The organism is Streptomyces sp. NPDC025833, from assembly GCF_055558055.1.
In genome coordinates this window covers 144280-171278 of sequence record NZ_JBVHNF010000006.1, presented here as the reverse complement: position 1 = coordinate 171278, position 26999 = coordinate 144280, and the positions used below count along the sequence as shown (strand labels likewise).

The following is a 26999-nucleotide window of genomic DNA, read 5'->3' as shown; positions in this document are numbered from 1 at the left end:
GCCGCTGTCCGGGTGCCCGTCCGCGGGCGGCCCTCATCCGATGACTTTCTGCACCCTACGCATGGATGGCAGACCGTTTCACGTGCCTGTCGCATCCCCGGTGTGCCCGTGCTCCCGAAGCCCACCGTTCACGCCAGTGTCCCGGCGGGCGGCGAGCGGGCGGCGAGCGGGGCGCCCCGCCAGGACGAACATACCGATCAGCCGGGCCCGGCACCTCCGCGCGGGGGCCGTCCGGCACGGACGGTGATTGGCCGGATCTGTGAGGTGACCGGAGCGCCGCGGGGCGGGCGGCACCGCACGCCGACGCGTGTACGGTGCCGCCCGCCCCGGAAGGCGGTCCGGCCGGCCGGGTCCCCCGGCCGCCTGGCTCCCGCCCTCGCTCCGGTCGGTGACGGGGGCCCACTTGTCGATCAGCCCCGAGTGCCGGCCGAGCCAGGTGCGGACGGCGTCCTGCTCCCCGCCCTTGCCGGCCTTCTGGATCTGCGCCTCCAGGCTCGTGAGCTGCTCCTCGGTCATCGAGAAGTCCCGCAGCCACCGGCCGACCCGGGGGTTGTCGGCGGCGAAGCCCTTGCGGGCCAGGGTGTGCACACCGTCGCCCTGGCCCCAGGCGCCCTTGGGGTCCTTCAGCTTCTTCAGGTCGTAGTCGCTGTACGCCCAGTGCGGCGACCAGAGGGTGACGACGACCGGCTGCTTGCGGCCGTAGGCACGCTTGAGCTCGGCGAGCATGGCCGGGGTGGAGCCGTCGACCACCCGGTAGGTGCCCTCCAGGCCGTACTCCTTGAGCACCTTGTCCTTGAGCTGGTTCATCATGCCGGCGCTGGGTTCGATGCCGATGATCCTGCCGCCGAACTCGGAGGCGTGGTTCTTCAGGTCCGCCAGGGAGTCGACGCCCTTCACGTAGGAGGGGACGCTCAGCTCGAGGGAGGTGGGGCCGTACCACTTGCCGAGGTCCTCCAGCCGGTCGCCGAACTTCGCCCAGTACTCGGCGTGGGTCGTGGGCAGCCAGGAGTCGGTCTCGAAGTCGAGCTGCCCCGTGGCCAGGCCGGTGTACAGCGGTCCGGCCGCGTACTGGCTGGTGGTCACCTTGAAGCCGCGCTCCCGGAGGATCTCCTGCCAGAGGAACGTGGAGGCGATGCCCTCGTCCCAGGGGATGTAGCCGATCCTGATCTCCTTGCCCTTGCCGACGTCGGTGCCGGAGGCCTCGGAGGTGCCGGCCGAGGGGCCGAAGACACCGAGTCCGCCCGCCACGAGGGCGAGGACGACGACACCGGCCAGGGCGACGGCCGGGCGCGGCCGGTACGACCACGCGCGCGTGCGGTCCTTGGCGGCGGCCCTGCGGGCCAGCGGGGAGAGCTGGGTGCCGAGCGCGCCGGTGACGCGGTCCAGGTAGATGGCGAGGACGACGATGCCGACGCCCGCCTCGAAGCCGTAGCCGATGTCGACCTGGCCGATGGCCTGGTTCACGGCGCCGCCGAGGCCGCCGGTGCCGACCATGCCGGCGATGACGACCATGGACAGGCCCAGCATGATCACCTGGTTGACGCCGGCCATGATGGTCGGCAGGGCCAGCGGCAGCTGGACGCGCCACAGGGTGTCGCGCGGGGTCGTGCCGAACGCCTCGGCGGCCTCGACCAGTTCGGCGTCGACCTGGCGGATGCCCAGCTCGGTCATGCGGACGCCGGGCGCGAGCGCGAAGACGAGGGTGGCGACGACACCGGGGGCGGTGCCGAGACCGAAGAACAGCATGGCCGGGATCAGCAGGACCATCGACGGCATGGTCTGGAGCAGGTCCAGGACGGGCCGCACGGTCGCGCTGACCGCCTGGGAGCGGGCGGCCCAGATGCCGAGGGGGATCGAGATCACCAGGGCGATCACGGTGGCCACGAGGACCAGGGCGAGGGTGGACATGGCCTGGTCCCACAGGTCCAGCGAGTCCACCAGGGCGAACCCGGCGAAGGCGAGGACACCGGCGGACAGTCCGCGCAGCCACCAGGCGACGACGGCGAGGATGCCGGCCATCAGCAGCGGCTGGGGGGCCGTGAGCACGGAGTCGATGCCGTCGTACATGCCCTCCATGACCGCCTTGACGGCGTCGAAGAGCCAGGAGAGGTGGCCGACCAGCCAGTCGACGCCGGAGTCGACCCAGTCGCCGAGAGGGATCCTAGGCACGGCCGACCACCTCGCCCTTCGGGTTGTCGCAGGGCACGGGTCCGGATGTCTCCTCGCCGAGGAAGCCGAGCAGCCGCCGGCGCGGCACGACACCGACGACGCGGTTCGCCTCGTCCACCACCGAGACGCGGTGCGAGAGCCGGGCGCCGATCGCGCACAGTTCGGTGAACGGCGTCCGGGGGGTCGCGGTCTCGCAGGCGCACAGCGGGACGTCGCCGGTGACCGAGGTGTCCATCAGGGCGCCCGCGGTCAGCACGCGGGAGCGGTCGACGTCCTGGATGAAGGAGGCCACGTAGTCGTTCTCCGGGCGCAGCAGGATGTCCTCGGCGGTGCCGGTCTGGACGATGCGTCCGTCGCGCATGACGGCGATGCGGTCGCCGAGCCGCATGGCCTCGTTGAGGTCGTGGGTGATGAAGACGATGGTCTTCTTCAGCGTCTTCTGGAGTTCCAGCAACTGGTCCTGCATGTCGCGGCGGATCAGCGGGTCCAGGGCGCTGAAGGACTCGTCCATCAGGAGCAGGTCCGCGTCGGTGGCCAGGGCGCGGGCGAGGCCGACGCGCTGCTGCATGCCGCCGGACAGCTCGTCGGGCCAGGACTTCTCCCAGCCGGCCAGGCCACACAGGGCGAGCGCCTCGTCGGCGCGGCGCTCGCGCTCGGCGCGGGGCACGCCCTGCACTTCCAGGCCGTAGGCGGCGTTGTCGCGGACGCTGCGGTGCGGGAACAGCGCGAAGTGCTGGAAGACCATGCTGATCTTCCGGGAGCGCAGTTCGCGCAGCTCCCGGTCGGAGAGGCCGGTCAGGTCCTGGCCGTCGAAGCGCACGCTGCCCGCGGTCGGCTCCAGCAGCCCGTTGAGCATGCGCAGCAGGGTGGACTTGCCGGAGCCCGACAGTCCCATGACGACGAAGATCTCACCGGCGCCGACGCGGAAGGAGGCGTCGATCACGGCGGCCGTCGTGCCGTCGGCACGCAGCTCCGCGCGGTCGGCGCCCCGCCTCAGCCGTTCCACTGCTGCGTCCGGTCGTCTGCCGAACACCTTGTACAGGTGCTCCGCCTCAAGTCTGGGGTGCACGCGAACCTCTCGTCTCGGGGACAGGGACAACGGGAGACGAAGGGGCGCCGACAGTCAGTTGAAAAGAGCAACCACCTCACTCCGAGGCGGCGCCTCCCCAGGTCAAGCGAAGGCAAACCCGCAAGTGGCGGGGGTCACGGGGATGCGCAGCACGCAACGCGTTCCGGCCCGCGGGGCCGCTGTCGGTGCCGTGCGGCATGATGCGTGCGTGACCGGACGACTGATGCTCCTCGACACCGCCTCGCTGTACTTCCGCGCCTACTTCGGCGTGCCGGACTCCGTGAAGGCGCCGGACGGCACGCCCGTCAACGCGGTGCGCGGCCTGCTGGACTTCATCGACCGGCTGGTCAAGGACCACCGGCCGGAGCACCTGGTGGCCTGCATGGACGCCGACTGGCGCCCGGGGTGGCGGGTGGACCTCATCCCCACCTACAAGGCGCACCGGGTCGCCGAGGAGCGCGCGGGCGCGCCGGACCGGGAGGAGGTGCCCGACACCCTCGCCCCGCAGGTGCCGGTCATCGAGGAGGTGCTGGACGCGGTCGGGATCGCCCGCGTCGGCGTCGCCGGGTACGAGGCGGACGACGTGATCGGCACCTTCACCGCGCGGGCCGGCGGACCGGTCGACATCGTCACCGGCGACCGCGACCTGTACCAGCTGGTGGACGACGGGCGCGGGATCCGCGTGCTGTACCCGCTGAAGGGCGTCGGCACGCTCCAGCTCACCGACGAGGCGGTGCTGCGCGGGAAGTATGGCGTCGACGGGCGCGGGTACGCGGATCTGGCACTGCTGCGCGGCGACCCGAGCGACGGCCTGCCGGGCGTGCCCGGCATCGGCGAGAAGACCGCCGCCAAGCTGCTCGCCGAGTTCGGCGACCTGGCCGGGATCATGGCGGCGGTCGACGACCCGCGGTCGAGGCTCACGCCGTCGCAGCGCAAGCGGCTCACCGAGGCCCGGCCGTACGTGGCGGTCGCGCCGAAGGTGGTCCGGGTGGCCGGCGACGTGCCGCTGCCGGACGTCGACACCGCCCTGCCGCACACCCCCCGCGACCCGGCGGCGCTCGGGGAACTGGCCCGCCGCTGGGGTCTGGGCGGCTCGCTGGAGCGGCTGCTCGCCACCCTGGCGCACTGACTCCGGCCGGCGCCGAGCGGAATATTCCGGTAAAGGGCTCCCACCGGGGGCTCCGGAAACGTGGGTTGCGACGGACCGGGGTGCTAACTTAGGTTTACCTAACCAACCCTCGCAGGAGGCCGTGATGGCAGAGCGCCCGGGACGAAAGCCACGCAAGCCCCATACCGCCCAGGTGGTGCGCACCGAACGGCTGACCCCGCACATGCAGCGCGTGGTGCTCGGCGGCGCGGGACTGGCCGGGTTCGCCGCGGACACCTGCACCGACCACTACGTCAAGCTGCTCTTCGGCGCCCCCGGCGTCACCTACCCGGAGCCCTTCGACATGGAGCGGATCCGCGCCGAGTTCCCCCGCGAGCAGTGGCCGGTCACCCGGACCTACACCGTGCGTGACTGGGACGCCGACCAGCGCGAACTGACCCTGGACTTCGTCGTCCACGGCGACGAGGGCCTGGCCGGCCCCTGGGCGCTGCGGGCGCGGCCCGGCGAGACCGTCCGCTTCCTGGGCCCGGGCGGTGCGTACGCGCCCGGCCCCGAGGCCGACTGGCACCTGTTCGCCGGCGACGAGAGCGCGCTGCCCGCCATCGCCCGCGCCCTGGAGGCACTGCCCCCCGGGACCCGCGCGCACGCCTTCGTCGAGGTGTCCGGTCCCGAGGAGGAGCAGAAGATCGACACCGAACTGGAGGTCGTCTGGCTGCACCGCGGCGACCGGCCGGTCGGCGAGGCGCTGGTGGAGGCCGTCCGCGGGCTCGACTTCCCCGAAGGCCGGCTGCAGGCGTTCGTGCACGGCGAGGCCGGCTTCGTGAAGGAGCTGCGCCGGATGCTGCGGGTGGAGCGGGAGATCCCGCGCGAGGACCTGTCGATCTCCGGCTACTGGCGCCTCGGCCACAACGAGGACGGCTGGCAGGCCTCCAAGCGGGAGTGGAACGCCCGGATGGAGGCCGAGCAGGAGAGCGACACCGCGGCGGCCGCCTGAACGGGCCCCGGACCGACGGCCGGCGGCTCCCGGCCGGTCGCACCGCGGCGCCCGGCGTCCCGGCCGGCCACCGTACCCTTGACCCCGATGAGACGCCGTACGCCGCCCCCGCCCGCCCCGCTCCCCCAGCGCGCCGGGGTGGACCCCGTGCGGGTGCGGCTGCCCGTGGGCGGCGCGTGGGCCACCGTGCGCGAGCACCTCGTGGAACGGCTCACCGGAGCCGGTCCCGGGACGGTCGAGTCGATGTTCGCCGAGGGACTGGTGGTCGGCGCCGACGGACGGGCCGTACCGCCGGACGCGCCCTACCTGCCGGGCATGTACGTCTGGTTCCACCGCGAGCTGCCCGCCGAGGTGCCGGTGCCGTTCCCCGTCGAGGTGGTGTACCGGGACGAGCACATCGTGGTGGCCGACAAGCCGCACTTCCTGGCCACGACCCCGCGCGGCACCCACGTCGCCGAGACCGCGCTGGCCCGGCTCCGCCACGGACTGGCGATTCCCGCGCTGACCGCGGCCCACCGCCTGGACCGGCTCACCGCCGGACTGGTGCTGTTCACCGTGCGGCCCGCGGAGCGCGGCGCGTACCAGACCCTGTTCCGGGACCGGCGGGTGCGCAAGGAGTACGAGGCGGTCGCGCCGTACGACCCCTCGCTCGTCCTGCCCCGGACCGTGCGCAGCAGGATCCTCAAGGAACGCGGGGTGCCCGCCGCCCGGGAGGTCGCGGGTGAGCCGAACGCCGAGACCCGCGTGGAGCTCGCCGGGCACCGGGACGGGCTCGGCCGGTACCGGCTCCTCCCGGCGACCGGGCAGACCCACCAGCTCCGGGTGCACCTGTCCGCGCTGGGCGTGCCCATCCTCGGCGACCCGCTGTACCCGGAGGTCACCGCTGCGGTATCGCCCGGCGACTTCCGGCGCCCCCTGCAACTGCTCGCCCGCCGGCTGGAGTTCACCGACCCGGTCACCGGCGCGGAGCGCACCTTCGTCAGCGGGCGCCGGCTGCGGGCCTGGACGTCGTACGAGGACTGGGCCGGGCCCGCCCTGCCGGACCGGTGACGGCCCGCCCGCCCCGCGTGCCGTCGGTCACCCCGCCACCGGGCCGGCAGGCACCGCCGGCGGCCGGGCGGCCCGGGTCATGGCCAGGGGACCGGGGCCGCACCCGAACGGATGCGGCCCCGGTCCCCCCGCGGACGGTCCCCGCCGACCCGGCGGCTCAGCCCACCGACGAGTAGGCGACCACACCCCGCAGCAACTGGTCGACCGCCTTGCGTGCCGCCTTGGCGACCGACGAGCCGTCCCCGGGAGCCGCCGCGGCGATCTGCCCGAGCACGTCGATGACCTGCTTGCACCACCGCACGAAGTCACCGGCCGGCATCTCCGCCTCGCGCAGCACCTCGTCCAGCCCCTTCCCGGACGCCCACATGTAGGCGGCCCAGGCGAAGCCCAGGTCGGGTTCGCGCTGGCCGACCCCCTCGGTCTGGCTGATCCGGAACTCCTCCTCCAGGGCGTCCAGCCGCCCCCAGATCCGGACCATCTCGCCGAGCGCCGCCTTGGCCTTGCCCGACGGCAGCTTCGGCGCCATCGCGTCGTCGCCGACCCGCGCCTCGTACACCAGCGCCGAGACGCAGGCGGCCAGTTCCGCGGGGGCGAGCCCCTCCCAGACCCCTTCCCGCAGGCACTCGCTGGCCAGCAGGTCCAGCTCGCCGTACAGCCGCGCGAGCCGCTTGCCGTGCTCGGTGACCTCGTCGGCGCGCAGGTAGTCCAGCTCGGTCAGCAGGGCCACGATCCGGTCGAAGGTGCGCGCGATCGTGTTCGTACGGCCCTCGATGCGCCGCTCCAGCTGCGAGGTGTCGCGCAGCAGCCGGTGGTAGCGCTCCGCCCAGCGGGCGTGGTCCTCGCGGTCGTCGCACCCGTGGCAGGGGTGGGCGCGGATCGCCGTGCGCAGCCGCGCGATCTCCCGGTCGTCGGCGGCCTGCGCACGCTTCTTGCGGGCCCGCTCCGGCGGGATGTGGCCGGCCTTGGTGCGCAGCGCGGACGCGAGGTCCCGGCGGGACTGCGGCGAACGCGGGTTGAACGACTTCGGGATCCGCATCCGGTCCAGCGCCTCGACCGGCACCGGGAAGTCCATCGACGCCAGCCGCTTGACCTGCCGCTCGGCGGTCAGCACCAGCGGACGCGGACCGTCCTGGTGGTCGAAGCCGCGGTGCCCGTTGGAGCGGCCCGCGGGCAGCCCCGGGTCCAGCACCAGGGCCAGACCGGCGTACTTGCCCGTGGGCACGTGGATCACGTCACCCGGCTTGAGCTTCTCCAGGGCGACGGCGGCCTCGGCCCGCCTCTCGTGCGCGCCCTGCCGGGCCAGCTCCGTCTCCCGGTCCTTCAGCTCCCGGCGCAGCCGCGCGTACTCGTCGAAGTCACCGAGGTGGCAGGTCATCGACGCCTGGTAACCGGACAGCCCCTCCTCGTTGCGCTGCACCTGCCGGGAGATCCCGACGACCGACTTGTCGGCCTGGAACTGGGCGAAGGAGGTCTCCAGCAGCTCGCGCGAGCGGTGCCGGCCGAACTGCTCGACCAGGTTGACCGCCATGTTGTACGACGGCTTGAAGCTGGAGCGCAGCGGGTACGTACGCGTGCCGGCGAGACCGGCCAGGTGCTCGGGGCTCATGCCGCGCTGCCACAGCACCACGGCGTGGCCCTCGACGTCGATGCCGCGGCGGCCCGCGCGGCCGGTGAGCTGGGTGTACTCGCCGGGCGTGATGTCGGCGTGCTGCTCGCCGTTCCACTTGACGAGCTTCTCCAGCACCACCGAACGGGCGGGCATGTTGATGCCGAGCGCCAGCGTCTCCGTCGCGAACACGGCCTTGACCAGGCCCCGTACGAACAGCTCCTCGACGACCTCCTTGAACGTCGGCAGCATGCCCGCGTGGTGGGCCGCGATGCCCCGCTCCAGACCCTCCAGCCACTCGTAGTAGCCGAGGACGTGCAGGTCCTCGCGCGGGATGGCGGAGGTGCGCTCCTCGACCAGGGCACGGACCTCCTCCCGCGCCTCCTCGTCGTTCAGCCGCAGGCCCGCGTACAGGCACTGCTGGACCGCGGCCTCGCAGGCCGCGCGGCTGAAGATGAACGTGATCGCGGGCAGCAGTCCCTCGGAGTCCAGGCGCTCGATGACCTCTGGCCGGCCCGGCGTCCACACGCGCGAGCGCTGCCTGCGCTCGCGCTCCCGGTCCGCCTCGCGCATCGACCGGCCGCGCCTGCGGTCCTGGTACGACGGCCGGGTGGCCTCCATGCGGGCCAGCCGGGCCAGGTCCGGGTTGACGGCCTTCTTGTGGCCCTCGCCCTCCTCGAACAGGTCGTACATCCGGCGCCCGGCGAGCACGTGCTGGAACAGCGGCACGGGCCGGTGCTCGGAGACGATCACCTCGGTGTCACCGCGGACGGTGTCCAGCCAGTCACCGAACTCCTCCGCGTTGGACACGGTCGCGGAGAGCGAGACCAGGGTCACCGACTCGGGCAGGTGGATGATCACCTCCTCCCAGACGGCGCCGCGGAAGCGGTCGGAGAGGTAGTGCACCTCGTCCATGACCACGTACCCGAGGCCGAGGAGGGTCTGCGAGCCGGCGTACAGCATGTTCCGCAGCACCTCGGTGGTCATCACGACCACGGGGGCGTCGGAGTTCACACTGTTGTCGCCGGTGAGCAGGCCGACCTTCGACGCGCCGTAGCGGCGGCACAGGTCGGCGTACTTCTGGTTCGACAGCGCCTTGATGGGTGTCGTGTAGAAGCACTTCTTGCCCTGCCGGAGGGCGAGGTGGACGGCGAACTCGCCCACGATCGTCTTGCCGGAGCCGGTGGGGGCGGCCACCAGCACGCCCTTCCCCGCTTCGAGGGCCTGGCAGGCCTCGATCTGGAAGGGGTCGAGGCCGAAGTCGTACATCTCGCGGAAGGACGCGAGCGCGGTGGCCTGCTCGGCAGCCCGCCTCCGGGCTGCCGCGTACCGCTCGGCCGGTGAGAGGTCCTCTGTCATCGTGCTTTCGAGCGTACCGGGCCCCACTGACAAGAGGACGATCATTAACCGGATCGCGGGCAGCGGGCAGCGCACCCGCAACGGCCGGATGCCCCCGTCCGCGGCGGACAGGGGCATCGCACGGCGTCTCGGCGACGGATCAGGTCACGTCGTCGTACCCGTTGACCCGGTCGGTGCTCTGTTGCTCGGGCAGGGCGCGGGCGGCCGGGACCGGCTCCACCTCGCCGATCTCCTCGGGCGTCAGGTCCAGCTCCGACGCCTCGTCGTCCCCGGGGCCCTCGGCCGCGCGGCGGGCCCGGCGCCGGTCGTTGAGCAGGGCGATGGCGACGGCGACGAAGTACAGGGCCCAGATCGGTGCGGCCAGGGCCAGCATCGTCATCGGGTCCGGGCTCGGCGTGGCCACGGCCGCGAAGACGGTGATGCCGACGACCATGCCGCGCCACCAGCCCAGCATGCGCCGCCCGGACAGCACACCGGTCAGGTTGAGCATCACCAGCAGCAACGGCATCTCGAAGGCCAGGCCGAAGACCACGATCATGCGGGTGACCAGGTCCAGCAGGTCGTCCAGCGGCAACAGGTTCTCGGCGCCCTCGGGCGTGAGGTCGATCATCACCTTCGCGGTGGTGGGCAGCACGTTGAACGCGAGGTAGCCACCGCCCAGGAAGAGCGGGAACCCGAAGGCGACGAAGGCGTAGGCGTACTTCTTCTCGGTGCGGTGCAGACCCGGCGCGACGAACGCCCAGAGCTGGTACAGCCACACCGGCGACGCGAGCACGACACCGGACATCAGGGCGACCTTCAGGGCCAGGGTGAACGGCGCCAGCAGGCCGCTGACGGTGATGTGCGCGCAGTGCGCGTTCTCGACCCTGGCCAGCTCCCCGAAGGACTGGTCGCAGCCGATCTCGTCGAGCATCGGCTTGGTGATGACATCGATGATGTCCCGGTAGAAGAAGGCCGCGACGATCGTGACGGCGAGGATCGCCAGGACACCCTTGGCGAGCCGGTTGCGCAGCTCACGCAAGTGATCCGCGAGCGGCATCCGCCCCTCGGGATCCCTCTCCTTTTTGCGGGCAGACTTGAGCAACCCACGTCCTCATCTCGTGCAGCGGACCGGACTGCCCGGTCCTCGCGTCAGCGCTTGGTCGTGTCCGTCGGCTCGTTGACCGGGCGCGAGCTGGTCACATCGCCGGGCGCGGCCTGGATCGTACGCTGCGCGGGGTCCTCGGCGGGCTGGGCGGCGGGCTCGGGCTGCTTGCCCTCCTCCTTCATCGCCTTGGCCTCGCTCTTCAGGATGCGGGCGGACTTGCCGAGCGAGCGCGCCATGTCCGGGAGCTTCTTCGAGCCGAACACGAGGAGGATCACCACAACGAGGATCAGCAGGTGCCACGGCTCAAGTCCGTTGCGGAACATAAATCTTCACCTTCTCATCGAGGCGGGCATGTCCGACAGGCCGGACACTCGTCCGAACGTCATCCTGGCTGCGATCGTAACGCCTCAGGGTAAACGCGAAACATTCCCCGGACGTACTCCTGCTCCGCGGACCGCGCCTCGTTCCCGGGCCGCGACCAGCAGCGTACCTGGCCACGTGGCCGGGGTGACAGAGCGAAGTGACCCACGGCGCACCCGTGCCCGGCGCGAACACGCCGCCCATGACCGCCCTCACACCGTGTCCACGGCGCGGGCCGCGCTCACGGCCGCCCGCTCCAGGTCCTCGGCGGCCCGGTTGATACGGTGCGCGGACTCCGAGACCTGCTGCCCCAGGCGCCGCGCCTCCACGAACACCCGGACGGCGAGCACCCCCAGGACGGCGAGACCCAGGAAACCCACGGCTACCGCGCACATCGGCCAGAACATGACGTCGAGACTAGTCCGTCCCGCCGCGGCCCCCGCACCCGGCCGCGCCACCGCGCCCGCCGGAGCGGGCCGCCCCGGCCCTCACACCGTGGAGTGCAGCCGCAGCGTCCGCACCCCGCCACCGGTCAGCAGCTCCACGATCCGCTCGCCGGCCGGCTTGCGGACCACGACACCGCAGTCGGGACAGGTGAAGGAGTAGAACGTCGTCCGGCTGGTGGCGCCGACGGCGAGGCGCAGCGCACTCGCGGCCAGCTCGAAACGGCCACGGCAGTCCGGGCAGCCCGCCCGGAACACCACCGGAGCCACCCGCCGCATCCCGGCGAAGGCGGCCGCCACCGTCATCCCACCCGCACCGCACTCCGCGGACTCGGACTCGGACTCGCCCACAGCCCTCACCCCCCTTCCCTCGGATGCTCCCGCCGGGCGCCGGGGCCGCGGCTCACGCGGCCCCTCCGTCCCGGCCGCCACCGGGCACCGCACCCGGACCGTCGTACGCCGCCAAGGCCTCGCCGGCCACCCGGCGGGCGCTCTCGGCCAGCTCCGGCGGCGAGACGATCCGACCGTCCCGGCCGAGCCGCAGCGCCAGCCGGCGCAGCGACGCCGGATCAGGGGTGCGCAGCGTGATGCGCAGCCCGCCGTCGGGAAGCTCGTCGGCGCTGTCGTGCGGGTAGTACTCGGCGACCCAGCGGCCGCCGGGCCCGACCTCGACCACGACCTCCGGATCCTCCGCCGCCGGCTGCACCAGCCCCTCGGACAGGTCGCGCAGCTCCACCTCCGGCGGCGCCGACGGCTCGTCCAGGATCCTGATCTCCGCGACCCGGTCCAGCCGGAAGGTGCGCCGCGCCTCGGAGCGGCGGCACCACGCCTCCACGTAGGTGTGCCCGACACTGACCAGCCGGATGGGATCGATCTCCCGCTCGGTGACCTCGTCACGGGCCGGCGAGTAGTAGCGGATCCACAGCCGCCGGCGCTCCGAGATCGCCCGGTCCACGTCGGCGAACACACCGCCCTCGGACTCGAAGGTCACCGACAGCCGGGAACTGGCACCGGCCGCCTCACCGGCCGCGGTCTCCACCTTGGCGGTGGCCCGCAGCAGCGCCTGCCGGTCCCCCTCCCGCAGCCCGGGCAGCGTGGCGACCGCACGGGCCGCGACCAGCAGCGCGGTCGCCTCGTCCGCGGCCAGCCGCAGCGGCTCGGCCGCGTCCTCGCCCAGCGCGGCCGGATTGTGCCACCAGATGCGCTCGCCGTCGGTGTCGATGTCCAGCAGATCACCGCCGCGGAAGCTGGTGCCGCACATCGGCAGCAGGTCCAGGTCCGCGACCAGCTCGTCCTCGCTGATGCCGAAGGCCCGCGCGACATCCGCGATCCGGGCGCCGGGGCGCTCCCGCAGATACGTCACCAGGGAGAGCATCCGCCGGGTCTGGTCGATGGCGTTGACCGTCCTGGCCGGTTTGCCTGCCACAGTCCTGCTCCCCCTCAGCCCTTGGCCACGGCACGCAGCCGGTCCACCACGTCGGCCCGCAGCTCGGCCGGCTCCACGACCACCACGTCCGGCCCGAACTCCACCAGCCAGGCGTCCAGGCCGTGCCCGTACGGAATCTCCAACTCGTCCCAGCCGTCCCCGAGTTCCCGGACCGCCGCGGCCTTCGCCCGAAGGGGGTACCCGGCACCGGAGCGCAGCCGGATCAGCGCCGACCGGTCCGTCACCTCACCGGCCCAGCTCGCGACGGTCTCGCGCACGGTGACGACGTCCGGCACGGGAACCGTGAAGCCCGTGCCCCGCGCCCGGACCCGGCCCGTGATCCGGGAGAGCCTGAAGACACGCTCGGCACCCCGGTCCCGGTCGAACCCGGCCAGGTACCAGTGCCCGCGCCAGCACTCCAGCGCCCACGGCTCCACGTACCGGGGCTCGGGACGGGCGGCCGAGGCCTTGCGGTACTCGAAGAGGACCGGCCGGCGGTCCCGGCAGGCCAGCATCAGCGGCTCGAAGGCGGCCTCGTGCACCGGGATGCGCGGCTCCAGCGCCCCGTGCGCCCCGTACGGATCGACGTCCTCGGGCAGACCGGCCGCACGCAGCTTCTGCAGGGCCCCGCTCGCCGCCCCGGCCAGCCGCGCCTGCTGCCAGACCTTGGCGGCCAGACCCAGCGCGGCGGCCTCCTCCGCGTCCAGGGTGATCGGCGGCAGGCGGTTGCTGTCCCGGCGGGCGAGGTAGCCCACCTCGCCCTCGATGTTCTCGACGGTCTCGATGACCAGACCCAGCTCGCGCAGGTCGTCCTTGTCCCGCTCGAACATCCGGTTGAAGGAGTCGTCGCTCCCCGCCGCACCGTGCTCCGGCCTGGCGGCCTCGACGTATGCCTCGATGGAATCACGCAGCTCACGCTTGCTGAGCGGCCGGCGCGTACCGAGCAGACACAGCGCGAGGTTCATCAGCCGCTCGGCCTTGGCAATGGCCATCGACGCCCTTCGCCTTCCCTATGGTGCTTACGAGCGACGACCGTACCGCTCCTGCGTGCGGTGGCAAAAGCCGAGGCCCATGCCCGGGCGGGCATGGGCCCCGTGTGATCGGATCCGGTCGGATCCGGGACACGGATCAGACGTCGAGGAGGTCCACCACGAAGATGAGGGTCTCGCCGGGCTTGATCGCCGGAGTCGGGCTCTGGTTGCCGTAGGCCAAGTGCGCCGGGATGGTCAGCTGGCGGCGGCCACCGACCTTCATGCCCTGCACGCCCTGGTCCCAGCCCGCGATGACCCGGCCGCCGCCCAGCGGGAAGCGGAACGGAGTGCCACGGTTCCAGCTGGCGTCGAACTCCTCACCGGTGCTGAACGCCACGCCCACGTAGTGGACCGTGACCGTACGGCCCGCCTCCGCGACCGGCCCGTCACCCTCCCAGATGTCCTTGATCTCAAGGTCCGCCGGGGGCTCGCCGCCCGGGAAGTCGATCTCGGGCTTCTCGATGCTCACGTCAAAAGCTCCTGCTGGTGTACGACACGAAACGCCGACAGTCTTTCATCTCCGCCGCCCCGCCGCCCGCGCCGCCCCGCACTACATCGCCGCGAGGACGTCCACCGTGAACACCAGCGTGGACCCCTTCTTGACCGGCCCGCCGCTCGGCGGGGTGTCCCCGTACCCCAGCTCCGGCGGAATCACGACCAGCACCCTGCTGCCCACCTTCTTGCCGGTCAGGCCCTGCGCCAGCCCCTTGACCGCCTGCTGCATCTGCTCCAGCGAGAACTGGCTGAGCCGGCCCGAACCGTACGTCCGCTGGAACGGCTGCCCGCCGTCCCAGACCAGCCCCTGGAACTGGCACAGCACCGTCTGGTCGGCCTTCAGCTCCGGACCGTCCCCCTCCAGCACGTACGCCGACACCAGCTTCTTCGGCGGGGCCGTCTTGGGAAGGGTGACCGCCGGCACCTGACCGTCGGTGTTCGTGCCCACCTTCGGCAGCGCCGCGTCGGTCTGCGGCACCGCCGTGCCCTTCGCGGAACTCTTCGAGTTGAACGACTCGATCAGGTCGATCACGAACACCAGCGTGTCGGTGCCCTTGATGCCCGCCTGCGCGTTGCCACCCTTGCCGTACCCCAGGTCCGGCGGCACGGCGATCTCCACCCGGCTGCCCGTCCGCTTGCCCTGGAGGCCGTACCGCCAGCCGTCGATGATGCTGCCCTGGGCGAGCTGCATCACCAGCGGCCGCTTGCGGTCGTACGAGTTGTCGAACACCTTGCCGGTGTCCCAGATCTGCCCGAGGTAGTCGGCCCGGATGAAGTCGTTCTCCGCGACCGCCCGGCCACTGCCCGCGATCACCGTCCGGACCGCCAGGTCCTTCGACGGGGTGCCCGTCCCCTTCGCGATCGTCGGCTTCTCGCCGAACTTCGTGCCCGCCGTGATCCCCGGCAGCGGCCCCGACACGATCTTCGGCGGCGGCGAGGAGGACGCGGACGGCGACGGCGAGGCACTCCCGCCGGAGTCGGACGTGCCGTCACCGCACCCGGCGAGCGTGACCAGTCCAGCGGGAACGGCGGCGAGGAGGAGTGAGCGTCGGCGCACGGAAGAGCCTCGTAATCGGTCGGTCTGGCGGATGGCGTGCGCGCAACTCTACGACGCGACAAGGGCGCCGTACGGAAACGTACGGCGCCCGTGTGGCGTTCCGGCATCGCGGCGGCGAGACGCCCGGTGCGAGCGTCCTCCCCTACATGCCGGCGATCAGCTTCTCCACCCGGTCGTCCACCGAACGGAATGGGTCCTTGCACAGCACCGTGCGCTGCGCCTGGTCGTTGAGCTTGAGGTGCACCCAGTCGACCGTGAAGTCCCTGCGCTGCTCCTGCGCCCGCCGGATGAAGTCGCCGCGCAGCCGCGCCCGAGTGGTCTGCGGCGGCACCGACTTGCCCTCGAAGATCTTCAAGTCGTTGCAGACCCGGGCTGCTTGGCCCTTCCTCTCCAGCAGGTAGTACAGACCACGACGCCGGTGGATGTCGTGGTACGCGAGGTCTATCTGCGCGACCCGCGGGTGCGACATCGTCATGTTGTGCTTCGCCCGGTACCGCTCGATGAGCTTGTACTTCATGACCCAGTCGATCTCGGTCTCGATGCGGTCCAGTTCCTCGTTCTCGATCGCCTCGAGCGTGCGCCCCCACAGCTCCAGGACCTGCGCGACCGTACCCGTGCGGATGCCCCGCCGGTCGCAGAAGTCCACGGCCTTGTCGAAGTACTCGCGCTGCACCTCCAGCGCCGACGCCTCCCGGCCGCTGGCCAGGCGCACCTTGCGCCGGCCGGTGATGTCGTGGCTGACCTCCCGGATCGCCCGGATCGGGTTCTCCAGGGTCAGGTCGCGCATCACGGTGCCCGCCTCGATCATGCGCAGCACCAGGTCCGTGGCGCCCACCTTGAGCAGCATCGTCGTCTCGGACATGTTCGAGTCGCCGACGATGACGTGCAGCCTGCGGTAGCGCTCGGCGTCCGCGTGCGGCTCGTCGCGGGTGTTGATGATCGGCCGGGAACGCGTCGTCGCCGAGGAGACGCCCTCCCAGATGTGCTCGGCCCGCTGGCTCACGCAGTACACGGCTCCGCGCGGAGTCTGCAGCACCTTGCCCGCGCCGCACAGCAGCTGCCGGGTGACCAGGAAGGGGATGAGGATGTCCGCGAGCCGGGAGAACTCCCCGTGCCGCGCCACCAGGTAGTTCTCGTGGCAACCGTAGGAGTTGCCCGCCGAGTCGGTGTTGTTCTTGAAAAGGTAGACGTCGCCCGCGATCCCCTCCTCGTGCAGGCGTCGTTCCGCGTCCACCAGGAGTCCCTCGAGAATGCGCTCGCCGGCCTTGTCGTGGGTGACCAGTTCGGTCACGTTGTCACATTCGGGTGTCGCGTATTCCGGATGTGAGCCCACGTCGAGATAGAGCCGGGCGCCGTTTCGCAGAAAGACATTGCTGCTGCGGCCCCATGACACGACACGGCGGAAGAGGTACCGCGCCACCTCGTCAGGAGACAGGCGCCGCTGTCCCCTGAACGTGCACGTGACGCCGTACTCGTTCTCCAGCCCGAAAATGCGGCGGTCCATGAGGGAACATTACGCCCGATCCCCCGAACTGAAACGAGGTTCGACGGCACGATTTGGATCATTTTCCGATGAAGCCGCAACGACCCCACCCCGCGCGGGAGCTGCGAGGACCCCCTGAGTGGCGAGCAGGACCAGCAGCGACACGGCCCCCGCCGCACCCGGCAGCGCGAACCCCCACACCGTGCCACCGGCCTGGACCACCGGCCCGGCCAGGCCCGTTCCCACCGACGCGCCCACGGTGAACGTGGTCACGAGCCAGGAGAACGCCTCGGTGACGGTCCCGCCCGGCGCGTGCCGGTCGACGATGATGAACGCACACGCGATGCACGGCGCGAGGAACACCCCGGAGACCACGCTCAGCAGCACCATGGCGACCACGCCCGGCGTCAGCGTCAGCGGCAGGTAACACACCGCCAGAAGCAGCACGAGCACCCGCAGTCGCCCCTCCGGGGACCCCGCCCACCGGCGGGCCCCGTACACCGCGCCGCCCGCCAGGGCCCCCAGGCCCAGCCCGGCCATCAGCCAGCCGTACACCGCGTCCCCGCCGTGGCCGTCGGCGTACGACAGCGCGGCGACCGTGATGGAGCCCAGGGCGATGCCGACGAACAGGAACGCGGCGAGCAGGGCGAGCAGCCCCGGCGAACGCAGCGCGCCCAGCCAGTGCGCCTCGCGCGGGGCCGACCGCCACGCCCGCGAGGGCGGCGACACCACCACCGAGAGCGCGCCGAGCACCCCCAGCGCGTTCAGCACCAGCAGTGCGGCCCGCTCGTCCCATACGGACACGCACACGGTCACCAGCAGCGGCCCGACGGTGAACATGACCTCCTGAGCGATCGCGTCCATCGCGTACGCGGTGTGCACCTGCTCCTCCCGGCGCAGCACCGACGGCCACAGGGCCCGCAGACCGCCCTCCAGGGGCGGCGCGAACAGGCCGGCCGCCGCCACGGACGCGTAGGCCGCCGCCGGCGTGCCGGTGCCGGTGAACGCGAACACCGTCATGGCCAGGGCCGCCAGCACGGCCGCCGGGAGCTGGACCCGCGGCTGCCCGTGCAGGTCCACCAGCCGGCCCAGCACCGGCTGGCCGACCGCGTTGGCCACGCCGTACACCGCCGCGAGGCCGCCGGCCAGGCTGTACGTGCCGCCCTCCGCGCGCACGAAGAGCACCAGGGCGATGGCGGCGGTCGCGTTGGGCAGCCGGCCCACCAGCGTGCCCGTGAGCAGCCGGAGCGCGTGTCTCGCCCGGAGGATCTCCAGGTACCCCGTCGCCATGACCGCCTCCAAGTGTTACGTATAACGTCCGCGCCCATACGTACCATGTGCGCTGTTCGCACGTCCAGACGACCGACACCCCGCCACCGGCCCCCGAGCCACCGGCGACCCCCAGACGAACAGGAGCAGGCCCACGGTGCCACGCAGCAGCACGCGCCCGACCAGCCGGGACGTCGCCCAGGCCGCCGGGGTCTCCCAGGCGGCCGTCTCCCTCGTACTCGGCGACAAATGGCGCGGCCGCGTCTCCCAGGCCACCGCCGAACGCGTCCGCGCCGCCGCCCGCGACCTCGGCTACCGCCCCAACCTCGCCGCCCGCAACCTCCGCCTCGGCCGCACCCGCACCGTCCTGCTCGTCGTCCCCGCCCTCACCACCGAGTTCTTCGCCGGCGTCTACACCGGCGCCGCCCGCGTCGCCGCCGCACACGGCTTCGGCGTCGTCCTCTACCCCTCCCCCGAGGGCATCGGCCCCGCCCGCGACCCCTTCGCCTCCGCACAGGCCGCGCTCGACGGCGTCCTCGCCTCCTCCATGGCCGCCGACGCCCTCACCGCCATCCGCGGCGACCAGCTCCCCCTCGTCATGCTCGACAGCGACCCCGCAGGCAGCCTCGGCGCCGCCACCGTCAACCTCGACATCGCCGACGGCGTCCGCCAGGTCGCCGCCCACCTCCTCGGCCTCGGCCACCGCCACGTCCTCCACCTCGCCGCCGACGTCCCCTCCTGGACCTTCGAGGTCCGCGCCAGGGAACTCGCCGCCCGCCTCGCCGCCGCACCCGGCACCCGCCTCCGCACCGCCCGCGCCCCCATCTCCATCGACGGAGCACGCGCCGCCACCGAGACCGCGCTCACCGCACCCGGCCCCCGCCCCACGGCCGTCGTCTGCGACGACGACAAACTCGCCGCCGGCGCCTACAAGGCCGTCCGCCGCCTCGGCCTGCGCGTCCCCGACGACATCTCCGTCACCGGCCTCGACGACCTCGCCCTGGCCACCGCCCTCGACCCCGAACTGACCACCGTGCGCCTCGACGCCGAACTCTTCGGGGAACGCGGCATGCTCGCCCTCCTCGCCGTCCTCGACGGCCGCGAACCGGAAGGCGGCGACATCCCCGTCCGCCTCGTCGTCCGCGGCTCCACGGCCCCGCCGCCCGCCCCCGCCTGAAAACACCGGTGCCCCGGCCGGAGAACCGGCCGGGGCACCACGGGACGACGACGGATCACTCCTCCTCGGAGGTCTCCGCCTCCGTCCCCGCGCCCTCCGCCTCCAGCAGCCGCACGAGCTGCCGGCCGACGATCCGCTTGAACTTGCGCTTCTGCGGCCGCGTACGGTCCAGCACCGCCACCTCCAGCCGCTCCGCGGGGATCTCCCGCTCACTGCCGTTGGTGTCCCGCGACAACGCCTGCACCGCCAGCTTCAGCGCCTCCGCCAGCGACATGCCGTCCCGGTGCCGCTGGTCCAGGAACCCGCTGATCTGCTCCGCGTTGCCGCCCACCGCCACCGAACCGTGCTCGTCCACGATCGAGCCGTCGTGCGGCAGCCGGTAGATCTGGTCGCCCTCGGGGGTCTCCCCCACCTCGGCCACCACCAGCTCCACCTCGTACGGCTTCTCCGCCGCCGACGAGAAGATCGTGCCCAGCGTCTGGGCGTACACGTTCGCCAGCCCGCGCGCCGTCACATCGTCACGGTCGTAGGTGTAACCCCGCAGGTCGGCGTAGCGCACACCGCCGATCCGCAGGTTCTCGTACTCGTTGTACTTGCCGGCGGCCGCGAAGCCGATCCGGTCGTAGATCTCGCTGAACTTGTGCAGCGCGCGGGACGGGTTCTCACCGACGAACACGATGCCGTCGGCGTACTGCAGCACGACCAGGCTGCGACCGCGGGCGATGCCCTTGCGGGCGTACTCCGCCCGGTCGGCCATCGCCTGCTGGGGTGAGACATAGAACGGCGTCGACACCGGTTATCCGTCCCTTTCTGTGATGGTCACTGGATCACCTTGACAAGATCCGGGCCCGCGCTCAGAGCAGGGCGGCCTTCGGGCCGTCCGGCTCCTCCAGGCGCTTCTGCAGCACCGCGCGGGCGAGCTGCGACGACTCCTCCTCGGTGAGCCGCCGGAAGCCGTCCTCGGTGATCACGGTGATGATCGGGTAGATCCGGCGGGCGACATCGGGACCACCGGTCGCCGAGTCGTCGTCAGCCGCGTCGTAGAGGGCCTGCACCACCAGTGTGGTCGCCTGCTCCTCGGTCAGGCCGGCACGGAACAGCTTCTTCATCGCGCCCCGCGCGAAGACCGAGCCCGACCCCGTCGCCGCGAAGTTGTGCTCCTCCGAACGACCGCCCGTGACGTCGTACGAGAAGATGCGGCCCTTCTCCCGGTCCACGTCGTACCCGGCGAACAGCGGCACCACCGCCAGGCCCTGCATGGCCATGCCGAGGTTGGACCGGATCATGGTCGACAGCCGGTTCGCCTTGCCCTCCAGCGACAGCTGGGCGCCCTCGACCTTCTCGAAGTGCTCCAGCTCCAGCTGGAAGAGCTTGACCATCTCCACGGCCAGACCGGCGGTGCCGGCGATGCCCACCGCCGAGTACTCGTCGGCCGGGAAGACCTTCTCGATGTCCCGCTGGGCGATGACGTTGCCCATCGTCGCCCGGCGGTCACCGGCGAGCACGACGCCCCCCGGGAACGTGACCGCGACGATCGTGGTCCCGTGCGGCGCCTCGATCACACCCTGCGTGGGCGGCAGCTGCCGCTTGCCGGGCAGCAGCTCGGGCTGGTGCTCGGAGAGGAAGTCCATGAACGAGGAGGACCCTGGCGTCAGGAAGGCAGCTGGTAGACGCCCGGTGCTACGAGTGTTGGCTTCCACGCGTTTCCTTCCACGTATGCAGCAGCCCGCCTGATGGCTTCGGGCTGATCCTTGAACTGCCCCAGCGCGGCGTTGCAGCTGAAGCACAGTACGCCACGGACCCTACCCGTCTCATGGCAGTGATCCACATGCGCGGGCGGGGCGTCCAGGCAGATCACACACAGCCCCCGCTGAGAGGCGACCATCGCGTCACGCTCGGCCTCGGTGAGGCCGTACTCGCGCTTGAAGTAGCTGGCCCTGTTCCGCTCCGCCCGGCACGCGCGGCAGTAGCTCGCCCAGCCGTCCGACGAGGACTTGTTGCGCTCCCAGTCGGAGTGCGGCTTCACCACTTCGCACCGTGGACAGCGCTTGTGCCCCTGCGGGACCGGCGCCTTCTCCCGCACCTTCCTGCCCTTGGCCTCCTGACGCTGCCGGTAGTACCTGGCAGAACAATCCCGGCAGTACGCCTGGAGGCCACTGGACATGGACTTGTTGTTCGCGAAGGCCGCACGCGGCAGCTGTTGCTTGCACCGCGAGCAGCGCCTCGAAGCCGACTCTTCGCTCACCCCGAGATTCCCCCGCCTTCACCTTTGAATCAAAGGTGAAATTACTCTCCACCCTTTTGAACAAAGGACCTCACGAAATCCTCGGCGTTCTCTTCGAGTACGTCGTCGATTTCGTCGAGTACGGAGTCCACGTCGTCGGACAGCTTCTCGTGCCGTTCCTTCAGGTCCTCCGAGGCCTGCGCGTCCTGGGTCTGCTCCTCGACCTCCTCGGTCGAGTGCGTCGCCTTCTGCTGGCCGCCGCCGGTGTCCTTGGTCGCCATGTCCCTCACCCCGCTCAGTTCGCCTGCCGATCGGTGATGATCAGACCCTATAGGCCGGGTCCGACATCAGCCCCGCAGTTTCCACAACGTGCGGGGGCCATCTCGATGATTCCCGGGCGGGGGGTCTTCCACCCGCCGCCCGGGACGGTACGAGTACCCGCTGATCTCCGCGCCGATCCCGCTCAGCCGCCGGACAGGACCCTGACCAGGTCTTCCGCGGTGCGGCAGCGGTCCAGCAGCTCCTTGACGTGATTTCGCGTTCCGCGTAGCGGTTCCAGGGTTGGGACCCGCTGGAGGCTGTCCCGGCCGGGGAGGTCGAAGATGACCGAGTCCCAGCTGGCCGCGGCGACGTCGTCGGCGTACTGCTCCAGGCAGCGGCCGCGGAAGTAGGCGCGGGTGTCCTCCGGGGGCTTCCTGCGGGCCTTGTCGACCTCGGACTCGTCCAGGAGGCGCTTGATGCGTCCGCGGGCCGCCAGCCGGTTGTACAGGCCCTTCTCGGCGCGCACGTCGGCGTACTGGAGGTCGAGGAGGTGGAGCTTGGCCGCGTCCCAGTCGAGGCCGTCGCGGCGTCGGTAGCCCTCCATGAGTTCCCGCTTGGCGACCCAGTCCAGCTCGCCGGCCAGGCTCATGGGGTCGTTCTCCAGCCGGGTGAGGGTGTCCTCCCAGCGGCTGAGGACGTCCCTGGTCTGGTCGTCGGCGTCGGTGCCGTGACGTTCCTCGACGTACTTGCGGGCCAGTTCGTAGTACTCCATCTGGAGCTGGACCGCGGTGAGCGTGCGTCCGCTGCGCAGGGTGACGAGCCGCTTGAGGCCGGGGTCGTGGGAGACCTGGTGGAGGGTGCGGACGGGCTGGTCGACGGCGAGGTCGACGGCGATGAAGCCGTCCTCGATCATGGAGAGGACCAGCGCGGTGGTGCCCAGCTTGAGGTAGGTCGAGATCTCGGAGAGGTTGGCGTCGCCGATGATCACGTGCAGGCGGCGGTACTTCTCGGCGTCGGCGTGGGGCTCGTCGCGGGTGTTGATGATGGGGCGCTTGAGGGTGGTCTCCAGGCCGACCTCGACCTCGAAGTAGTCCGCGCGCTGGCTGAGCTGGAAGCCGTGTTCGTGGCCGTCCTGGCCGATGCCGACGCGGCCGGCGCCGGCGAAGACCTGGCGGGAGACGAAGAAGGGCGTGAGGTGGCGCACGATGTCCGAGAAGGGGGTCTCCCGCTTCATCAGGTAGTTCTCGTGCGTGCCGTAGCTGGCGCCCTTGTTGTCGGTGTTGTTCTTGTAGAGGTGGATGGGCTGGGCGCCGGGCAGCTGGGCGGCCCGTTCGGCGGCCTCGGCCATGATGCGTTCGCCGGCCTTGTCCCAGAGGACGGCGTCGCGGGGGTTGGTGACCTCGGGGGCGCTGTATTCGGGGTGGGCGTGGTCGACGTAGAGGCGGGCGCCGTTGGTCAGGATCACGTTGGCGAGGCCGATGTCCTCGTCGGTGAGCTGGCTGGCGTCGGCGGCCTCCCGGGCGAGGTCGAAGCCTCGCGCGTCCCGGAGCGGGTTCTCCTCCTCGAAGTCCCAGCGGGCCCGGCGGGCCCGGTGCATCGCCGCCGCGTAGGCGTTGACGATCTGGGACGAGGTGAGCATGGCATTGGCGTTGGGGTGGCCGGGGACGGAGATCCCGTATTCCGTCTCGATGCCCATTACTCGCCGTACAGTCATGCGGCCCTCCTTGCCCGGCGGCGCCCTCGGTCGTGGGTGCCGCTCACGTACCGCTGGCGCTCCGGTGCGTGTGCGGTGCCCGTCCCCACACTGCGCGACTCGGCGGTAGGAACGAGCCTAGAACGGCTTTGCGCTGGTGGGGAGATCATTTGCGTCATTGGCTGCTCCGGTCGTGGCCGGAAAAACAGTCGGCTGCGGGTACCCGGTGAGGGCACCCGCAGCCGCCCTGCTTTTACAGGTATTGACCGGTGTTCGCCACCGTGTCGATGGAGCGTCCGGTGTCGGCGCCCTGCTTTCCGGTGATGAGGGTGCGGATGTAGACGATCCGCTCGCCCTTCTTTCCGGAGATCCGGGCCCAGTCGTCCGGGTTGGTGGTGTTGGGCAGGTCCTCGTTCTCCTTGAACTCGTCCACGCATGCCTGGAGCAGGTGGGAGACGCGGAGGCCCTTCTGGGTCTTTTCGAGGAAGTCCTTGATCGCCATTTTCTTGGCGCGGCCGACGATGTTCTCGATCATTGCGCCGGAATTGAAGTCCTTGAAGTAGAGGACTTCCTTGTCGCCGTTGGCGTAGGTGACTTCCAGGAAGCGGTTCTCCTCGGATTCGGCGTACATCTGCTCCACGGCCGTCTGGATCATGCTCTGGACGGTGGTGGTCCGGTCGCCGCCGTGCTCGTCGAGGTCGTCGGTGTGCAGCGGGAGGCGTTCGGTGAGGTACTTGCCGAAGATGTCCTTGGCCGCTTCGGCGTCCGGACGCTCGATCTTGATCTTCACGTCGAGGCGGCCGGGGCGCAGGATGGCGGGGTCGATCATGTCCTCGCGGTTGGAGGCGCCGATCACGACCACGTTCTGCAGGCCCTCCACGCCGTCGATCTCGGCGAGGAGCTGGGGGACGATGGTGTTCTCCACGTCGGAGCTGACGCCGGAGCCGCGGGTGCGGAAGAGGGACTCCATCTCGTCGAAGAAGACGATGACGGGGGTGCCTTCGCTGGCCTTCTCGCGGGCTCGCTGGAAGACCAGGCGGATCTGGCGCTCGGTCTCGCCGACGTACTTGTTGAGGAGCTCGGGTCCCTTGATGTTGAGGAAGAAGCTCTTGCCGGCGGCCTGGCCGGTGACCTCGGCGACCTTCTTGGCGAGCGAGTTGGCGACGGCCTTGGCGATGAGTGTCTTGCCGCAGCCGGGCGGGCCGTAGAGCAGGACGCCCTTGGGCGGGCGCAGCTCGTGCTCCTTGAAGAGGTCGGGGTAGAGGTAGGGCAGCTCGACCGCGTCGCGGATGGCCTCGATCTGGTTGCCGAGGCCGCCGATCTGCTCGTAGCCGATGTCGGGGACCTCTTCGAGGACGAGTTCCTCGACCTCGCTCTTGGGCACGACCTCGTAGACGTAGCCGGAGCGGGGTTCGAGGAGCAGGGCGTCGCCGGGGCGGATGGTGACGTCCAGCAGCGGCTCGGCGAGCCGCACCACCCGTTCCTCGTCGGTGTGCCCCAGCACGAGGGCGCGCTCGCCGTCCTCGAGGATCTCCTTGAGGGTGACGATGTCGCCGACGCGCTCGAACTCCATGGCCTCGACCACGTTGAGCGCTTCGTTGAGCATGACTTCCTGGCCGCGCCGCATGTCGTCGAGTTCGACGCCGGGGCTGACGTTCACGCGGAGCTTGCGCCCTCCGGTGAAGATGTCGGCGGTGCCGTCCTCGTTGGCTTGCAGGAAGACGCCGAAGCCGGCCGGCGGCTGGGCGAGCCGGTCGACTTCCTCCTTGAGGGCCACGATCTGGTCGCGGGCCTCGCGGAGCGTGTTGGCCAGTCTCTCGTTCTGGGCGGACACGCCGGCCAGATTGGTCTGCAACTCGACGATCCGCTCTTCGAGAATCCTCGTGTGGCGCGGAGAGTCGGCGAGCTTGCGGCGCAGGACGGCGATCTCCTGCTCAAGGTAGGCGATCTGCCCGGCCGGGTCGTCGGACCCGCGTCCCGGGCGGATGCCGCGGTTCATGTCGTCGTCGTGGGCTGCCACGGTCCTCACCTCCTCCAAGGGGAGCTGGACGCTTCCAGACCCTACCTGGGTGGGTGTCGATTGAAACCCCTAGATCACAAAGACTGTCAAGGTGTGTCGTCGGTCACCCGCTGCACACTCCCTCGCACGGAGGGGATACCCACTGAACGTGAGGGGAAAGCAGCTTGTTCCATGCTTGGCGTGGTCGAAACCCTTCGTCACGGGCCGGAGTTGTCCGTTGCGGTCCGTTCGGCCCGTTCGCGGGCAGCACTGTGAGCGCCCGCGCGGTTCTCACGCTGAGCGACGGAACAGGTGGGCGGTGTGACCGCCGTGGTGGCCTGAAGTGTCCGGCCCCGCCCCTGGGGCGTCCCCTTCTCCGGGTTTCCCCGGTTCTCCCGGTCCGGCGCTGTTACCCGAGGGGGCGGGGCGGGAAACCCCGGGCGGTCGCGGTCGGCCGTGCCGGGGGCGGAGGTAGGGTCGGTGTGGAACAGCCGCCGGAGCTGACCGGGCCGGCCCACGTGGTCCGGGTGCGTCCGGCGAACCGACGGCAGGAGAGGTGACCGTGCAGCAGGAGGCCCCGGGCGGGGAGTCGCTGGAGGTCTGGATCGACCAGGACCTGTGTACCGGCGACGGGATCTGTGCCCAGTACGCCCCGGAGGTGTTCGAGCTGGACATCGACGGGCTGGCCTATGTGAAGGGTGCGGACGACGAGCTGTTGCAGGCTCCCGGCGCGACGGTGCCGGTGCCGCTGCCGTTGCTGACGGACGTGGTGGACTCGGCGAAGGAGTGTCCCGGCGAGTGCATCCACGTGCGCCGGGTCGCGGACGGGATCGAGGTGTACGGCCCCGGGGCGCAGTGAGCCCGGTTCAGACGCTGTGGGCCCCGGCCGGGGTGGAGCGGAGGAAGGCTTTGCCGTCCCACCGCCAGCCGGCCGGGGTCCTGGTGTCGGGGCAGCAACTGGGCACGGCATCCGTGGAGTAGCCGAGGAGCGTGGCGGAGACGGCGCGGGCCCGGACGGTGAGGCCGGTGACCGTGAGGCGTTCCGCGGGCCGTACGAGGGTGGCGACCACGCGGGCGGTGCCGCCGGTGCCGTGGGTGAGGACGTACACGCCGTCGGGCGGGGTGCCCATGGGGGCGTCGCAGTGGACCACGGCGACGGTTTCCGGCCTGCCGTCGCCGTCGAGGTCGCCGGTGGCCTTCTTGACGACGACGGGTTTCACGGGTCCGCATTCCAGAGGGAAGGCGACGCCGGCCGTGCCGGGGGCCGCCGCGGTGACGGGCCGGGTGCCGGCCGGGGTGGTCGGGGCGGCCGTGGCCGATCCGGGGCGGGCGACGGCGGAGAGGGCCACGACGGCGGCGACGGCCGCGGCGGTGGCGACCCAGTGGATGGGCCGGGTCTGCGTGTGGGCGAGCTCCGGAACGGCGGATTGCTGCACGAGGAGTGTCTCCTGTGAGGGCTGTGCCGGTGGGGTGGCCTGCATGCTGCCACACGTCACGGTGCGGTGGAACGGCGGGGGCCGGGATTCCCGCGGGCGGTCCGCTCGCGTGCGTCGCCGTGCGGGCGGGGTGCGTGGGGGGCCTGGTGCCCTGTCAACGCGGGGGCGCCGTGGCCGGGTTCCCGTCGGTGAGGGGGAACTCG

Annotated in this window: 24 protein-coding genes and 1 pseudogene; 5 read left to right on the top strand and 20 right to left on the bottom strand. The window is 71.4% G+C overall.

Annotation, left to right across the window (positions count from 1 at the left end; all coding sequences use genetic code 11):
- Positions 1-354 precede the first annotated feature (354 nt).
- A pseudogene (locus ACZ4K2_RS12240) lies at positions 355-2169 on the bottom strand (ABC transporter permease/substrate binding protein); the annotation flags it as partial.
- Positions 2162-3238, bottom strand: coding sequence for a quaternary amine ABC transporter ATP-binding protein (locus tag ACZ4K2_RS12235; protein WP_467473110.1), 1077 nt, complete (start codon positions 3236-3238; stop codon positions 2162-2164). The gene ACZ4K2_RS12235 and the pseudogene ACZ4K2_RS12240, both read right to left, overlap by 8 nt.
- A gap of 208 nt (positions 3239-3446) precedes the next feature.
- On the opposite strand from ACZ4K2_RS12235, the gene ACZ4K2_RS12230 reads away from it, so the two are divergent.
- The 3 genes from ACZ4K2_RS12230 (at position 3447) to ACZ4K2_RS12220 (ending at position 6390) form a co-directional block, all read left to right on the top strand.
- Positions 3447-4367 carry a 5'-3' exonuclease gene (locus ACZ4K2_RS12230; RefSeq protein ID WP_467473108.1) on the top strand — a complete coding sequence of 307 codons (921 nt, stop codon included), beginning with the start codon at positions 3447-3449 and terminating at the stop codon, positions 4365-4367.
- A 124-nt stretch (positions 4368-4491) separates the two neighbouring features.
- The gene (locus tag ACZ4K2_RS12225; RefSeq protein ID WP_467473106.1) at positions 4492-5340 is read left to right on the top strand and encodes a siderophore-interacting protein; all 849 of its coding nucleotides are present in this window, start codon (positions 4492-4494) and stop codon (positions 5338-5340) included.
- 87 nt (positions 5341-5427) lie between these two features.
- Positions 5428-6390 carry a pseudouridine synthase gene (locus ACZ4K2_RS12220; protein WP_467473105.1) on the top strand — a complete coding sequence of 321 codons (963 nt, stop codon included), beginning with the start codon at positions 5428-5430 and terminating at the stop codon, positions 6388-6390.
- Positions 6391-6547: 157 nt separating this feature from the next.
- Here ACZ4K2_RS12220 and ACZ4K2_RS12215 read toward each other — a convergent pair whose 3' ends face one another.
- From ACZ4K2_RS12215 to ACZ4K2_RS12165, 11 genes are all read right to left on the bottom strand, one after another.
- Complete coding sequence (locus ACZ4K2_RS12215) at positions 6548-9400, bottom strand: DEAD/DEAH box helicase (RefSeq protein WP_467473476.1); 2853 nt, start codon at positions 9398-9400, stop codon at positions 6548-6550.
- A gap of 94 nt (positions 9401-9494) precedes the next feature.
- Positions 9495-10439: a twin-arginine translocase subunit TatC gene (gene tatC, locus ACZ4K2_RS12210; RefSeq protein ID WP_467473103.1), complete on the bottom strand. Its 945-nt coding sequence runs from the start codon at positions 10437-10439 to the stop codon at positions 9495-9497.
- 47 nt (positions 10440-10486) lie between these two features.
- Positions 10487-10765, bottom strand: coding sequence for a Sec-independent protein translocase subunit TatA (tatA, locus tag ACZ4K2_RS12205; RefSeq protein ID WP_467473100.1), 279 nt, complete (start codon positions 10763-10765; stop codon positions 10487-10489).
- A gap of 249 nt (positions 10766-11014) precedes the next feature.
- Positions 11015-11209, bottom strand: a complete 195-nt coding sequence (locus ACZ4K2_RS12200; RefSeq protein WP_467473097.1) for a hypothetical protein — start codon at positions 11207-11209, stop codon at positions 11015-11017.
- An 81-nt stretch (positions 11210-11290) separates the two neighbouring features.
- Positions 11291-11551, bottom strand: coding sequence for a hypothetical protein (locus ACZ4K2_RS12195; protein ID WP_467473474.1), 261 nt, complete (start codon positions 11549-11551; stop codon positions 11291-11293).
- 97 nt (positions 11552-11648) lie between these two features.
- Complete coding sequence (locus ACZ4K2_RS12190) at positions 11649-12671, bottom strand: helix-turn-helix transcriptional regulator (protein WP_467473096.1); 1023 nt, start codon at positions 12669-12671, stop codon at positions 11649-11651.
- Between the two features lie 14 nt (positions 12672-12685).
- Positions 12686-13663 (bottom strand): helix-turn-helix transcriptional regulator, encoded by a 978-nt coding sequence (locus ACZ4K2_RS12185; RefSeq protein ID WP_467473094.1) that lies wholly within the window; start codon positions 13661-13663, stop codon positions 12686-12688.
- 136 nt (positions 13664-13799) lie between these two features.
- Positions 13800-14171 (bottom strand): FKBP-type peptidyl-prolyl cis-trans isomerase, encoded by a 372-nt coding sequence (locus ACZ4K2_RS12180; protein ID WP_467473092.1) that lies wholly within the window; start codon positions 14169-14171, stop codon positions 13800-13802.
- Between the two features lie 81 nt (positions 14172-14252).
- The gene (locus ACZ4K2_RS12175; RefSeq protein WP_467473090.1) at positions 14253-15254 is read right to left on the bottom strand and encodes an FKBP-type peptidyl-prolyl cis-trans isomerase; all 1002 of its coding nucleotides are present in this window, start codon (positions 15252-15254) and stop codon (positions 14253-14255) included.
- A 142-nt stretch (positions 15255-15396) separates the two neighbouring features.
- A complete protein-coding gene (pafA, locus tag ACZ4K2_RS12170; RefSeq protein ID WP_225822079.1) occupies positions 15397-16758 on the bottom strand; it encodes a Pup--protein ligase in 1362 nt (453 codons plus the stop codon).
- Positions 16759-16767: 9 nt separating this feature from the next.
- Complete coding sequence (locus ACZ4K2_RS12165) at positions 16768-18027, bottom strand: MFS transporter (protein WP_467473087.1); 1260 nt, start codon at positions 18025-18027, stop codon at positions 16768-16770.
- 136 nt (positions 18028-18163) lie between these two features.
- On the opposite strand from ACZ4K2_RS12165, the gene ACZ4K2_RS12160 reads away from it, so the two are divergent.
- Positions 18164-19183: a LacI family DNA-binding transcriptional regulator gene (locus ACZ4K2_RS12160; protein WP_467473085.1), complete on the top strand. Its 1020-nt coding sequence runs from the start codon at positions 18164-18166 to the stop codon at positions 19181-19183.
- A 55-nt stretch (positions 19184-19238) separates the two neighbouring features.
- On the opposite strand, the gene prcA is transcribed toward ACZ4K2_RS12160, so the two are convergent.
- The 6 genes from prcA to arc all read right to left on the bottom strand — a co-directional run bounded on the left by prcA (position 19239) and on the right by arc (position 25381).
- Positions 19239-19976 (bottom strand): proteasome subunit alpha, encoded by a 738-nt coding sequence (prcA, locus tag ACZ4K2_RS12155; protein ID WP_467473083.1) that lies wholly within the window; start codon positions 19974-19976, stop codon positions 19239-19241.
- A gap of 61 nt (positions 19977-20037) precedes the next feature.
- Entirely contained in the window at positions 20038-20883 is an 846-nt protein-coding gene (prcB, locus tag ACZ4K2_RS12150; RefSeq protein ID WP_467473082.1) for a proteasome subunit beta, read from the bottom strand.
- Positions 20835-21428 (bottom strand): endonuclease VII domain-containing protein, encoded by a 594-nt coding sequence (locus ACZ4K2_RS12145; protein ID WP_467473080.1) that lies wholly within the window; start codon positions 21426-21428, stop codon positions 20835-20837. The genes prcB and ACZ4K2_RS12145 overlap by 49 nt, the downstream gene beginning before the upstream one ends.
- A 41-nt stretch (positions 21429-21469) precedes the next feature.
- Positions 21470-21688, bottom strand: coding sequence for a ubiquitin-like protein Pup (locus tag ACZ4K2_RS12140; RefSeq protein ID WP_251092695.1), 219 nt, complete (start codon positions 21686-21688; stop codon positions 21470-21472).
- Between the two features lie 182 nt (positions 21689-21870).
- Entirely contained in the window at positions 21871-23382 is a 1512-nt protein-coding gene (gene dop / locus ACZ4K2_RS12135; protein WP_467473078.1) for a depupylase/deamidase Dop, read from the bottom strand.
- Between the two features lie 232 nt (positions 23383-23614).
- Positions 23615-25381: a proteasome ATPase gene (gene arc, locus ACZ4K2_RS12130; protein WP_467473075.1), complete on the bottom strand. Its 1767-nt coding sequence runs from the start codon at positions 25379-25381 to the stop codon at positions 23615-23617.
- A gap of 535 nt (positions 25382-25916) precedes the next feature.
- On the opposite strand from arc, the gene ACZ4K2_RS12125 reads away from it, so the two are divergent.
- Positions 25917-26219: a ferredoxin gene (locus tag ACZ4K2_RS12125; RefSeq protein ID WP_467473073.1), complete on the top strand. Its 303-nt coding sequence runs from the start codon at positions 25917-25919 to the stop codon at positions 26217-26219.
- A 7-nt stretch (positions 26220-26226) separates the two neighbouring features.
- Here the strand turns inward: ACZ4K2_RS12125 and ACZ4K2_RS12120 are convergent, their stop codons facing one another.
- Positions 26227-26796, bottom strand: coding sequence for a hypothetical protein (locus ACZ4K2_RS12120; RefSeq protein WP_467473071.1), 570 nt, complete (start codon positions 26794-26796; stop codon positions 26227-26229).
- Positions 26797-26999: the final 203 nt, after the last annotated feature.